At 32.8% G+C, this 14,295-nt stretch carries 8 protein-coding genes; all 8 read left to right on the top strand.

Going from position 1 to position 14,295, the window contains the following annotated elements:
• Positions 1-721: 721 nt before the first annotated feature.
• On the top strand, positions 722-4,231 hold the full coding sequence (locus CN514_RS10195) for a S8 family serine peptidase (protein WP_098232474.1): 3,510 nt from the start codon (positions 722-724) through the stop codon (positions 4,229-4,231).
• Positions 4,232-4,416: 185 nt separating this feature from the next.
• On the top strand, positions 4,417-5,271 hold the full coding sequence (locus tag CN514_RS10190; RefSeq protein WP_098232473.1) for a MurR/RpiR family transcriptional regulator: 855 nt from the start codon (positions 4,417-4,419) through the stop codon (positions 5,269-5,271).
• Positions 5,272-5,661: 390 nt separating this feature from the next.
• A complete protein-coding gene (locus CN514_RS10185; RefSeq protein WP_098232472.1) occupies positions 5,662-8,040 on the top strand; it encodes an immune inhibitor A domain-containing protein in 2,379 nt (792 codons plus the stop codon).
• A gap of 209 nt (positions 8,041-8,249) precedes the next feature.
• Positions 8,250-9,314 carry a DUF871 domain-containing protein gene (locus CN514_RS10180; RefSeq protein ID WP_098232471.1) on the top strand — a complete coding sequence of 355 codons (1,065 nt, stop codon included), beginning with the start codon at positions 8,250-8,252 and terminating at the stop codon, positions 9,312-9,314.
• 94 nt (positions 9,315-9,408) lie between these two features.
• Positions 9,409-10,017, top strand: coding sequence for a methyltransferase domain-containing protein (locus CN514_RS10175; RefSeq protein ID WP_098232470.1), 609 nt, complete (start codon positions 9,409-9,411; stop codon positions 10,015-10,017).
• 91 nt (positions 10,018-10,108) lie between these two features.
• A complete protein-coding gene (locus CN514_RS10170) occupies positions 10,109-11,200 on the top strand; it encodes a threonine aldolase family protein (RefSeq protein WP_286141628.1) in 1,092 nt (363 codons plus the stop codon).
• Positions 11,201-11,256: 56 nt separating this feature from the next.
• Positions 11,257-11,655 carry a VOC family protein gene (locus CN514_RS10165; RefSeq protein WP_098232468.1) on the top strand — a complete coding sequence of 133 codons (399 nt, stop codon included), beginning with the start codon at positions 11,257-11,259 and terminating at the stop codon, positions 11,653-11,655.
• A 173-nt stretch (positions 11,656-11,828) separates the two neighbouring features.
• Complete coding sequence (locus CN514_RS10160) at positions 11,829-14,051, top strand: glycoside hydrolase family 65 protein (RefSeq protein WP_098232467.1); 2,223 nt, start codon at positions 11,829-11,831, stop codon at positions 14,049-14,051.
• Positions 14,052-14,295: the final 244 nt, after the last annotated feature.

The following is a 14,295-nucleotide window of genomic DNA, read 5'->3' as shown; positions in this document are numbered from 1 at the left end:
TTAAAAACGTGGAATCGCAATTAAAAATGGAAAACGGCAATTAAAATCATGAAATCCCAATTAAAATTGGAGATTCGCAAATAAAAAGCGATTAAAACAAAGGCATAACCAAAAAATACATCAAAAACAATCAAAGTGTATCTGATTCCATTAAAATACTTCCTATATTGAAGTATTTTTTCTGTAATCTACTTCATTGGTAAGCTAAATACAATTTTTACACAAAAATGCTCCATTTTAGTTAACTCACCAATCCTACCAATGCTCAGGTGAAAAATAAGTAGAAATCTGTCGGAAAGATAGTGGAAACTGATTATTCTGACTACTAACAATACCATATTTTTACCTATTTAAAAAAGAATAGACTTCGATTGAAAATAATAAATTGCATCTTTTATTTAATATAAACAAATATAACCCTAAAATGTCTCAACCTATTAATGTAATTTTCCCGAGTTTATGAATTTTTTTCGAATTTCCTCGACTGAATATGTCAAAAACCTCTTTTTTTCTACTTGAATTCTTTAAGTTCACTCCAAACTGAATAAGCCAAAAGTCCGGTTGAATAACCCATTATGATTATAGAGTTAACGTCATTAAAATTAGTATAGTATCAAATTTATTAATAAAGCATTAGTAATTTATTGGATCAGTTTTGTTTGAATCTATTTTTATTTTAATAGATTCAGAACATTAAAGTTTACTGTAGAGGAGATTAAAGATGAAAAAAAGAAAAAGCTTTCCTTACAAAGTCCTTGCAACGACAACTTTAGCTTCAATGTTATTTACATCAACTGGATTTGCTGAAGGAACAAATGAAAATCAAGTGCCAGCGCCAAGTTTAGATGAGATTGCAAAGCAGGGTCAAAAGATTTTTACTGAAGAACAAAAACAAACTGGCGAAAAAGCTGTAGACCCATTTGGCTATAAAGATTTAAATGATGCTCATGCTTATAAACCAAATGAAAAAGTCCGTGTGATCGTTGAGGTTGAACAACCAACAACTTCTGATGATTCTACTCAAACTAAAAAAGCACGCTTTAAAGAAAAGCAAGATCAAGTCATCACAAAGATTTCAAAAGAAAGATCCGTACCTAAAATAAATCAACGCTTTTATGAAGGTTTTAATGGTTTTAGTTTAGAGACAGAATATCGTAACTTAAAAGAAATTCAAGAAACACCAGGCGTAACAAATGTACATATTGCAAGAAAGTTCCAACCTTCAATGGGTGCAAGTAAAGAACTAGTACAAGCTCAAAAAGTATGGCAAAGCTACGGATATCAAGGTGAAGGATTGTTAGTAGGAATTGTCGATACAGGTATTGACTATACACATAAAGACATGACAATCACTGATAAAGGAAAAGCAAAAGAAAAATGGAATCAAGAAAACATTAAAAGTAAACTTGCAGAAACAAGTGTAGGAGATGTTTGGTATAGCGATAAAGTTCCAACAGGTTATGACTGGGCAGATCATGATACAGATGTTATTCCGCGTGTTGCCGGGAATGAGCATGGAATGCATGTTGCTGGTACAGTAGGTGCAAACGGAGATGAGTCTAATGATGGTGTGGAAGGTATTGCTCCAGGTGTTCAGTTATTAGCAGAAAAAGTATTCTCTGATAACGGAAACGGTGGTGCGTATGAAGATGATATCATAGCAGGTATCGAGCACGCTGTAACGATGGGCGCAGATGTTATTAATATGAGTTTAGGTACTGACTCAGGATTTGTTAGTGAAGAAGATGATCCAATTCAAAAAGTAATACGTGAAGCAACTGAGCAAGGTACGCTTGTAATTGTCGCCGGTGGAAACTCTGCTTATAGTACACAGAATAATTTGCTGCAATCATCTTTAAAACCATATGCTGAAAATCCGGATATTGGTACAGTTGGGGAACCAGGTGTAAGTCCTTTTGCGTTATCTGTGGCTTCATATGAAAATTCAAGTATACATATGAGTACGCTAAAAGAGGAAAATGGAATACAGCTTCCATACCAAGACCAATCACAATATAACTTTAACCTATCAAAAGTATTATCACCATTAGAATCATATGAAATGGTATATGTTGGAGAAGGTAAAACGGCCGACTTCAAAAATCTTCCTGACTTAACAGGAAAAATCGTTGTAGCAAAACCAAATGCAAGGTATGCAACTTACAATTATATTCAATCTGAAGCGAAGAAAAAGAACGCAAAAGCAATCTTTCTTGTTCCTGCTGATGAAGATATTGACTATCCATTAGTTTATTGGAGTCCTTATTTTAATGTTCAGGCAGCTACAACAAGTAAAGCGATAGGGAATGAATTAATTACTAAGTTAAAAAGTGGTTATGTTGTAAAAATGAAACCGTCTAAAGGGGTATATGTTGATAACCCAGATAAGAATACGATGTCATATTTTTCTTCATATGGGGCTCCACATACATTAGACTTTAAACCTGAAATATCTGCACCAGGAGGTAATATTTACTCAACGATACCAGGTAATAGCTATGAGGTAATGAGTGGTACATCGATGGCATCACCTCATGTTGCTGGTGGTTCGGCATTAGTATTACAATCGCTATATGAAAAAGGATTAAAACATTCGGAAAGTACAGCTTTAAAAGCAAAAATTGCTTTAATGAATACTTCTAAACTAGTACAGGATCCTAGTACGAATAATGAAGTACCGTATTCTCCACGTATTCAAGGATCTGGTTTAATGCAAATTCAAAATGCAATTAAAACGCCTGTACTTGTGACAAGGGAGAAAACTCCACTAGAACAAGCTGGAGCAGTGGCACTAAAAGAAGTTAACAATAATATTCACTTCAAATTAAATGCAGAAGCTCTTCAAAATCTGAATGTAAAAGATTTGGAATATCAAGTGTATGTAGATGTATTTACAGATGGCAGAGAAACAAAAGAATTTGACTTAGACAGTGATGGGAAGTTAGATTCAAAAGAATATTTAACATTAAAGAGTGAGCGTATCAAAGGTGCTACGGCAACTGTTAATGGCGAAAAAGTAACAAGCACAGAAGGAAAGACATTAAAAATTAAACCAGGACAAGAAAAAAATCTTGATGTTCAGATTCAACTTCCATCAAGCTTAAAAGACGGTTCATTTGTCGAGGGTTACGTACGTTTAGTTCCTTCTGGAAATAATAGTGATTCAGCAGTACCGTTATCAGTTCCTTACATGGGATATTATGGAAAATGGAATCAGCCAAAAAACATTGATCCAGTAGCATTTGAGAAAGATGCATTCTTAGGCTATACAACTCTTTGGAATGATGAAATAGGAGCAGAAGGGGTATTCCCATTAGGTTATGATCCAAGAACAGGAAGTTTTAATATGGATCGAATTGTAATGTCTCCTAATACTCCATTGAAAGAAGTATATCCATCATTTACAGTGCTACGTAACTTAGCTAAAACTGAAATGTACGTAGAAAATGATAAAGGTGAATTACTTCAATACTTAGGTGATTTTAGTGAATATACTGGTAAGCCATGGAAATTCCGTAAAAACATTATGTCTTTTAGAGACTATTTGAATACTGGATATGGTTGGGATTTAAAAGATCAAAATGGACAAGTAGTGAAAGATGGCGTTTATAACTATGTAATCAAAACAACGCTTGATTATAATGGTGCGAAGCCACAAATCGTAAAACTTCCATTGCATATTGACTCAGTTGCTCCAGTTGTTTCAGATATAAAAGTAACACCTAAAAATGGACAATATGAAATCTCGTTCAAAGCGGATGATGCTGGAAGTGGCTTTAATGGTGCGATCGTTTGGTATAACGGCAAATATAAGCCATTAGCTCAAGGTGAAACATCTACTCTAGTAAAAGAAGAACCAAAGAGCGTTGTAGTATTAGGAGCAGACTATGCACTAAACCAAAGCTATACAGTTTGGGGAGATCCTTCTTATATTAACGAGGGAATGCTTGTTAGCTACTTCAGTGTATATCCAAATAAAAATGTAAATGCAAAAACTCCTGCAGGAATTAATGCATTTGCAAATAATAATGTAAATTGGAAAATTTATATTAAGGATTCGAAAGGTAATGTAGTTGATTCAATGGATATACAAGATAAAAATGAAATCCACTTAAAATGGACTCCAGAAGCAACTGTTCCAAATGGTACGTATACAATATCTGCGGATGTATCTAGTAAAGATGGTTTTAAAGTATCCGTAACACCACAAACAATTACAGTACAACAATAATTAATTAAAAAGTAAAAGTGTGGGGAATATTTTTTCCTACACTTTTTATTTTTAACAAATTTTTAAATGTAGAAAGAACTAAAAAACAACTTTAATTTGGTTATTAATATGATTTTCTAAACATTTGGTTCATAATAGAGAATAATAGTATTTTGTATGTTTTTTAGCAGAAAGGTGTTTAGTAAATGAAACATTTAACAATCTTATCAAAAATTGAAAATTATATGGATCGATTTACGCAAGCCGAAAAAAAAATCGCTGTATATATAATGGATCATGCTGAAATAGTACCAAACCTAACGACTAAAGATATTTCTAACAATACTGGAGCTAGTGAAGCAAGTGTTGTTAGATTTTGTAAAACAATAGGAATCGGTAGTTTTAAAGCCTTTAAAATAGCATTAGTTCGAGATTTGACTGTAGCTGAAATGAATATTAATGATTTTTCTGTAATGGATAAGAAAGACACACCGTATGATTTATTTAATAAAGTAACTTATGTAAATAAAGCCGCTATTGAAGCGACGGTATCAACTTTAGATAAAAGGGAATTAGATAAAGCAACCGAAGAAATTGTAAAAGCTAAGAAAATTATATTTTATGGAGTAGGCGGTTCAGCTGTATCAGCTATGGACGGAGCATATAAATTTGGTAAAATTGGCTACCATGCCATTATGTCTCCTGACTTTCATATGGTAATCACTTTAGTAGGTCATATGGAAGAAGGCGATATTTTTGTTGCCGTTTCTAATTCAGGGAAAACAAAGGATGTATTAGAGCTTGCTCGTTTTGCTAAGAAAAAGGGAGCAACGATCATTGCGATTACTAAGCTTGGCAAGTCTCCGTTATTTAAGGAAGCTGATATCAAGCTATGCACACCTGACATGGAACAAGATATTCGAATAGGAAGTATAGCTTCTAAAATGGCACAACAAAATATAATCGATTCATTATATGTCATATGCTTTAACCGAATCGGTAACAAAGTATCTAGTAAACTTCATGAGTATAGTGAAGAAGCCGGCAAATTAAGAAGGTAATCTGAATCTAGTCAAGGAAGATAGGTAAAAAAACTTTTACTTATCTTTTTTTTGTAATACCAGGAAAAAAATGTCAAAATTTGAAGAGCGATTTTTTTGTATATAGTTACAATTACATGTATTACATTATTAAATCTATTTTTAATGTTATTGTAATAATGCTAAAGTGCTATTTTGATTAAAAGAATAATATAAGACTAAAGAACGGAATGTCGAAAAAGCAAGTTATAAAAACTGACGAATTTCGTCATTTTTCTATGATATATAGTAAATTTTTTGTAAAAATATTGTGAATTTTGTAATTATTTGATGAATAAAACCCTCTATAATCCTTAGAATTTTTAGAATATTATTAAAATGTACTTTGAAAATTATTAAGGGGGGCTTATTTTGAACAAGTTTGTAGTAACTAGTTTTGCATCAGTAATGGTTGCCGGAACTTTATTTTCTGGAATTCCATTAAAAACAGCATCATCTGAAAGCTTAAGTAAAGTACATAGTGCATTAGCTAAGCATTCAAAAAGTACTTTAGATTTATCGTTAGTTAATGACGAAAAGTTATTAGATGCATTAATTAAACGTGGTGTGGTTTCTGCTAATGCTTCTGAAGCACAGAAACAAGCTGCATTACAAAGTTATTTAGCGGTTAAAGGTCAAGTGGATCAAGTAACAGAAAATGATCCAATTGCAAGCAAAGTAAAAAAAGCAGATGCTGCTAAACACGGTGAATTTAAAGACTTCAATAATGGCCTATTACACGGAAACGGTAATAAATATGGTCAATTAAAAGGTACTCCTGATCCAGTTCAAGAGTCAGCTTCACCAGGTGTTCAAAAGAAGGGTAAACTTTTAACATTAATGGTAGAGTATTCTGATTTTCCTCATAATAACCTAAAGAAGGAAGATACAGACAATTACTATACTGATTACAATACACAACACTATGAAGATATGATTTTTGGTAAAAATGGTGTGAAAGGTCCAAACGGAGAAACTTTCCTTTCACAAAAACAATATTATGAACAACAATCTGGTGGAACTTATACAGTTGATGGTAAAGCATATGGCTGGTTAAAAGTACCAGGAACTGCAGCATATTACGGAAAAGATTCTAAAACTGGACATGATAACGTAACACCAGGTGGATCAAAACAATTAGTAATTGATGCTTATGCTGCTGCAAAAGCTGCAGGAGTTCCTTTACAAGATTACGATTTAGAAGATCCACATGATTTAGATGGAGACGGTAACTACTGGGAGCCAGATGGTTTAGTTGATCACCTTCAAATCATCCACTCAGGTATGGGACAAGAAGCTGGCGGTGGAGCACTTGGAGACAATGCAATCTGGTCTCACCGTTCTGCTAAATTCGTTGATCCAGATGGACTTGGAAAAGGTTTACCTGGTTTTTATGACTACACAATGATGCCAGAAGACGGTGCAACAGGTGTATTTGCACACGAATATGGTCATGATTTAGGATTACCAGATGAGTACGATACAATTTACTCTGGTGCTGGTGAAGCTGTTGAATATTGGTCAATCATGTCAGCTGGTTCTTGGGCAGGAAAAATCCCTGGAACAGAGCCAACAGGTTTCTCTCCTTGGGCAAAATCATATTTCCAATCAACTTTAGGTGGAAAATGGACTAACCCAACTGTTGTAAATTGGGAAGATGTATCTACAAAAGGTACTCAATTCTTATTAGATCAAGCAAATTCACCACTAGGTCAAAACAACCAAGCAATTCAAGTGAATTTACCGAAAAAAGTTTTACCAATCAATAAACCGGCTGCTGGCACTTATGAATATTGGGGTGGACAAGCAGACGAAATGGATAACAGCATGGTAACGAATGTAGATTTAACAGGAAAAGCTTCTGCAACATTAACGTTTGACGCTTGGTACGATATGGAAGAACAATGGGATTTCGCATTTGTTCAAGTTTCAACTGACAATGGAGCTACTTGGAAATCATTAGGAAACAGCCACACTAGAAGTGATGTTGTAGCTGAAGGATATCCAACAATCTTAAATTCAATGCCTGGTTTCACTGGAAAATCAAATGGTTGGGAAGCACAAAGCTTTGATTTATCAGCATATAAAGGCAAAAAAATTCAACTTCGCTTACGTTCTGCAACTGACTGGGGTACTTCAAACGTTGGTTTCTTTGCAGACAATATTAAAGTAGTAGCAGATGGCGCTACAATTGTTGATGATGGTGCTGAAAATGCAACTTCTCCATTTACATTAAAAGGATTTTCAAAATTCGATGGAAATAAATATGCAAATCATTACTACTTATTAGAGTGGCGTAATCATAAAGGTGCTGACGAAGGTTTAGCACATATTAAACGCGGAAACTCTCTATTAAGCTACGATGGCGGTTTAGTAGTATGGTATGTCGATGATAGCTTTACAGAAAACTGGACAGGTATTCACCCAGGTGACGGTTTCTTAGGTGTTGTAGATGCTCACGATGATACTAATTTATTATGGAACTATGGCGCTGAAGCTAGTGCTCGTTTCCATGTAGCGGATGCAGCATTCGGATTAAATCCAACATCAGGTTATAACATTGCATATTCAACAGGGGAAGAATTGAAATCTCCAAGTCAAGAAGGTATCTCATTATTTAATGATAGCAAAGACTACAATAACGAATTCTTACCAGATGCTGGTCGTAACATCGGACACTTTGGTTTAAAAGTTCGAGTTAATGGTCAATCTACTGACAAATCAGTTGGATCAATCGTAGTTTATAAGTAATAATGAACTTAAGAAAGGCAACTTAATGTTGTCTTTCTTTTTTTGTTTTTAAGTGATTAATAGGAAACGACTAGACAAACTAGAAATAGATTAATTTGTTATGAAATATAATTTCGTATTTCTAATGTGTTATATTGACTTTTTATTTCGAAAGTTTAAAATGATAACCAAATAGTATAAATCTAATAGTGGGAAGAAGGAAAGAGACTATGCTAGGTATATCAATCTATTTATCTGAAAAAAATATTGAGAAGAATAAAAAATATATCGAAATAGCAAAAGAAAATGGATTTCAATCAATTTTTACATCGTTACACATACCAGAAGATGACCCTTCAACTTATAAATCACTTCTTCAACTACTTGGTACATGGGCAATGCAAAATGAAATGGAGCTTATGGCAGATATTTCAGCTAAATCACTTACACATCTAGGGTTAGATTACTCATCCGTTAGTGAATTACAAAATTGGGGAGTTACTGGATTACGAGTAGATTACGGATTAAATGAAAAACAAATAGCAGACCTTTCTAAAAAAATGAAGATTGCACTTAATGCTAGTACACTTACGCCTGCATTTTTAGACGAATTGCTTAAATATGAATTACAAACTAAAAATGTAGAAGCTTGGCATAATTTTTATCCCCGTCCAGAAACCGGATTAGCAACAACTTATTTAATCGAAAAAAACAAATGGTTAAAAAGCGTTGGAATTTCTACAATGGCATTTATTCCTGGAAATGATGTAATGAGAGGACCACTTTTTAAAGGACTACCTACATTAGAAAAACATCGTGGAATTAACCCTCTGCTAGCTTACTTAGACCTAACTCAAAACTGTTACATCGATAAAGTTTTAGTTGGTGATATTAGTATAAAAATAGAAACGATAGAGGCTCTTTCAAAAACAAAGGATTTTATTGAATTAAGATATAGACCGTATTCACAAGAAGAAGAAATCCTTTCAATAGTGGAGCAAGTTCATACGAATCGAGAAGATCCCGCACGTGACGTCATTCGATCTATGGAGTCTAGACGATATGGAAGCTTTGGTAAGAATAGTTTAAAGCCGCTAAATACAATTACTCGCACAGTTGGATCTGTGACAATTGATAATGAATTATATGGCAGATATGGAGGTGAGCTACAAATTATGCTTACTAATCTACCAAGTGATGAGAAAGTAAATGTAATAGGAATGATTATTGAAGACGATCTATCGTTATTACAATATATTGCAGCGGGTAAGAAGTTTAAATTAAAGCGTGTTTAAATAACACGCTTCTTTTTGCAAGGTTAGACTGAACTATTTAGAAACGGTATGATAAAGATACTTACAAAATATTAGTTCGAATGGTCGTGGAAAAATGGATGATAAGTATTATGATAACCTGCTTAATATAAAAACAGAGGGGGAGCAAAAAGGATTTAACGAATCTTTTCATTATCATCGATATGAGCCAACTCCTTATAGCGCTTTACAACAACTATTTAAACACTACATACTTTCAAGCAATGACCGAATAGTTGATTTCGGATGCGGTAAAGGAAGATTAAATTTCTATATAAATAGCTTATTTAATGCTACTGTTGTTGGGATTGAAATGAGTGAAAAATATTATAATGAAGCGATTGAAAATAAAAAGAATTACATAAAAAAAACAAAGACCAGCGAAGACAAGATCCTGTTTTATTGCTGCTTGGCTGAAGATTATCAAATTAATCCATTAGATAATTGTTTCTATTTTTTTAATCCATTTTCAATCCAAATTTTTATGAATATAATAAATAATATTTTAATTTCAGTTGAGCAATCAAAAAGAAATGTTGAAATTATTTTGTATTATAGCTCTGATGATTATATTTATTTTTTAGAAAACCAGACTGCCTTTGAATTAAAACAAGAGATCCTATTAGCAGATGCTTATACGAAAAATCAAAATGAAAGATTTTTAGTCTATCGATTAACTTACTAATTTTATAAGATTCAAGGATTTATTGGTCGTTATGGAGAATTTTTTTAAGTGGGATAACAGTAAATTAAATAGCCGGAAGGAAGAGTTCAATTTGAATAACATTAATCCTTTTATAGAATCATTTAAAAATACAAACCAACAATTAGCGGGTAATGGATTTAGAAATATCCAAGTACTAAAGGATGCACTAAACGAATTCAATGGTAGTGAAGAAAGCGATCTTTATGGAGCAGGGAATTTTATTGAAGATTTTCAAGAAAAAATGGCTGAGTTTTTAGGTAAGGAATCAGCAGTGTTTTTTCCAAGCGGTACGATGGCTCAGCAAATCGCATTAAGAATTTGGTGTGATCAAAAAGGAATCAATAAAGTTGCTTATCATCCTTTATCACATTTAGAAATTCATGAAGAAGATGGTTTGAAAAAACTACATAATATACAGCCTATTTTACTAGCAGATAAAAGTCGTGTTATTGAGTTAGAGGATGTTTTAGCAATGGATGAGGAAATCTCTTGTTTATTACTAGAATTACCACAACGAGAAATTGGTGGACAACTACCATCATATGAAACTCTAGAATCAATTTCTTCATACTGCCGTGAAAAGGGAATTAAATTGCATTTAGATGGTGCTAGATTAATGGAAATTCTCCCATACTATAATAAGACAGCTTCTGAATTATGTAGCTTATTTGATAGTGTTTATATGTCATTTTATAAAGGCATCGGGGGAATAGCGGGAGCAATTCTTGCTGGTGACCGAGATTTTATCGGTGAATCAAAAGTTTGGAAAAGAAGACATGGAGGAGATTTAATTAGTCTTTATCCTTACATAATAAGTGCAAATTACTATTTTGATCAAAGAGCAAATAAAATGGGGCAATACTATGAAGATGCAGTAGAGTTAGCCAAATTTTTTAATAGTTGCCAAGCAATCAATACTGTCCCAACTATTCCTGTTTCAAATATGTTTCATGTCCATTTTAATGCTCCGATCGAAAAGGTTAAAAACATACTTCAATCGATTCATGAAGAAACAAAAATTGGTATTACCGGTAACTTAAGACCAGTTAATGAGGAAGTTTGTTATTGTGAGATTAGTATTGGAGATTTATATTCAACAATCTCTAAAGAGGATCTTCACAGTATTTTTAACAAATTAAATAAAGAAATGAAATCACTTTAAACCAAAATTGTTTAAGAATGAATTTTTAATATAAATGAAAAAGGAAGTTGACTTAAATGCAAAAAATTACAACGTTTTTAATGTTTGAAGGACAAGCAGAAGAAGCAATGAATTTTTATATGTCACTATTTAACAATTCAGAGGTTGTGAATATTACGCGTTATGGAGCAGATATGGGTGAGTTTGAAGGGAAAGTAATCCATGCTACTTTCACATTAAACGGCCAACAGTTTATGTGCATTGATAGTACTGTAAAACATAAATTTACGTTTACACCAGCTGTTTCATTATATGTGACTTGTGAAACAAATGAAGAAATTGAAAATGCATACAAACAATTAAGTCAAGATGGTGAAGTATTAATGCCTTTACAATCATATCCATTCAGTGAAAAGTTTGTATGGGTGAATGATAAATATGGTGTATCTTGGCAATTAACTCTGGCAAAAAACTAATAAAGAACTGTAAGAAAAAATCGTGTTGGAAACAGTGACACGATTTTTTTTATTGTCAGTAATCCTATTTTTTAACAAAACAGCCACTATTTTTATAATATCAAGTTTAAAATAAGATGATTTATTGCAAACTTTTACTATATGAATTTTTATAAAGGTGAGAATTTAACAATATGAATGAAGTAAATATGATTACTGAAAAAGAATTTGACGAGCAATTAATTAATAAATATGCAAGTTTAATGGCATTAGGTAATGGTTACTTAGGTTTGAGATCTTGTCATGAGGAAGACTATGAAGGACAAAGTAGGGGGATGTATATAGCAGGTATCTATAATCAGTTATCTCCAAGTCAAACGACAAAGATAGTGAATCTTCCAGATTTAATTGGAATGGAAATTGAAATAAATGGTGATATTTTTTCGAATGCAACTGGTCAATTTACATTTTATGATCGAAAATTAAATATGCTGACTGGCGAATTAATAAGAGAGGTAATTTGGAAGAATAAAGATGGAAATCGATTCCACTTTTTGTTTCAGCGTTTTGTTTCAAAGGATGATTTACATTTACTTGCTTCAAAACTTACTGTCACAGCTTTAGATTGTAATGCCAAGCTTAAAATAAAAACAGGTATTAATGCAGAGTGTGTCAGTCAACAAAAGAATGAACTTACAGAAGAATTAGTAAGAATAATAGATAATAGAATTATGCATGGCGTTTATCAAACTACTGAGACTAAACATAAAATTGCGATCGCAACATGCTGTGTAACTCCTGATGAGAGTGAAGTATCATATTTTACGTTAAATAATCAGCTTCTAGCCTCAATTACACAAGATCTCGTAGTTGATCGAACTGTTGAGTTTTCAAAAATTAGCTCTGTTTATACCTCTAATGATATGTTACGGGAAGATCCTTCTGCAGCTTGTGTTAATACTGTACAGAAATTTTTATCAGAGGGTTATGATAATTTGAGAAATAGTACGACAATCAAATGGCAGAATTTTTGGAAACAAAAAAGGGTAGTCATAACATCAAAAGATCAAGCGGATCAGTTAGCTCTTGATTTTTCTTTGTACCACATAGAAGCAATGACTCCTGGACATGATGATCGATTGAGTATATGCGCAAGGGGATTAACCGGTGAGGGCAATAATGGTTTAATATTTTGGGATACAGAGATGTTTATTGCACCGTTTCACTTATTTACTGAACCAGATATTGCTAAAAGATTACTAAGATATCGCTATCATCATATTAAAGAAGCAAAAATAAATGCATACCAATCAGGTTATGAGGGTACTTTATTTCCTTGGGCAAGTGCTTTTACGGGAAAAGAAGAAATACAAAAAGGTTCAGCGAATAATACAAAAACCGAGATCGTTCAAAGCTCAAATTTAGCAAAATCAAGTGAACATATTGTAGCTGACATTGCATTTGCTGTCGTACAATACTATGAAAATACGCTGGATGAAAGCTTTATGGCCAATGATGGGCTTGAGCTACTCAAAGAAACTGCACGCTTTTGGGTGAGTAGGGCAACTGATACAAATGGAAATTTAATGATTAAAAATGTCATCGGCCCAGACGAATACACAGATCAAGTAGATAATAATGCTTATACGAATTACATGGCTTTTTATAATGTGCAGAATGCGTTAAATTATATGGGAAAATACAATGATCCTGATGCAGAATTAAAGCAAAAATGTACTGATTTTTTAAAACGATTATATTTACCAAGCCAAAATGATGAAAATGTCATCCCACAAGATGATACATTTTTAAGTAAACCCGAGATTGATTTAACTGAATATAGACAATCCATTGCAAGTCGGGAAATTCTATTAGATTATTCCCTACAAGAACTTTATGAACTACAAGTATTAAAACAAGCTGATGTTGTCATGTTGCACTATCTTTTCCCAGATTTATTTTCAACGGAAATCGCTAAAAAGAATTTAGAATACTACGAAGAGCGTACTGTTCATGATTCTCCAATAAGTAAAGCAATTCATGCAATTGTTGCTGCAAGATGTGACTATCAGGAAGAGTCTTACCAATTATTTCAAGAAGGATGTTTAATCGATTTAGGACCGAATCCAAAATCTTCAGATGATGGAATTCATGCTGCGCCTATGGGAGCAAATTGGCTAGTAGCAATCTTTGGCTTTGCAAATATCTCCATGGACATAAACCGTTTAAAAATTGATCCAAAATTACCTTCAAATTGGGATAAAATGATTTTTCCTTTCCTATGGCAAGGAGCAAGACTTGAAATAACAATTTCCAAAAAATCGATAACAGTCACAAAGGAATACGGTCCACCAGTATCATTAGAAATTAATGGTGAAACATTTAATTTAACAGATAAGATAAAGGTTTCTCTTTAAGAATCGAGAAGAGAAGGATAAAAGGAAAAAGCAAAACCCAATCTTACATTAGATTGTTTTCAGAGTGTTGAAATAAAAACGATCAATAGGGAAAACAAAATTTAGTGGAATGGTATAGAGGTTAAAATTCATTTTGTTAAATTAATTAACGATTTGTTTCAACAATTTTAAATATACCAATTAACAGTAATTGTTTTTCGGAAATTAAAAATATTAAGAGCAAATTTTAGATAGATAGTTTTAA

This window comes from Bacillus sp. AFS001701 (assembly GCF_002559405.1).
GTDB lineage: Bacteria > Bacillota > Bacilli > Bacillales > Bacillaceae_G > Gottfriedia.
The sequence above is the reverse complement of the archived record's forward strand: the minus strand, read 5'-3'. Positions and strand labels throughout refer to the sequence as shown.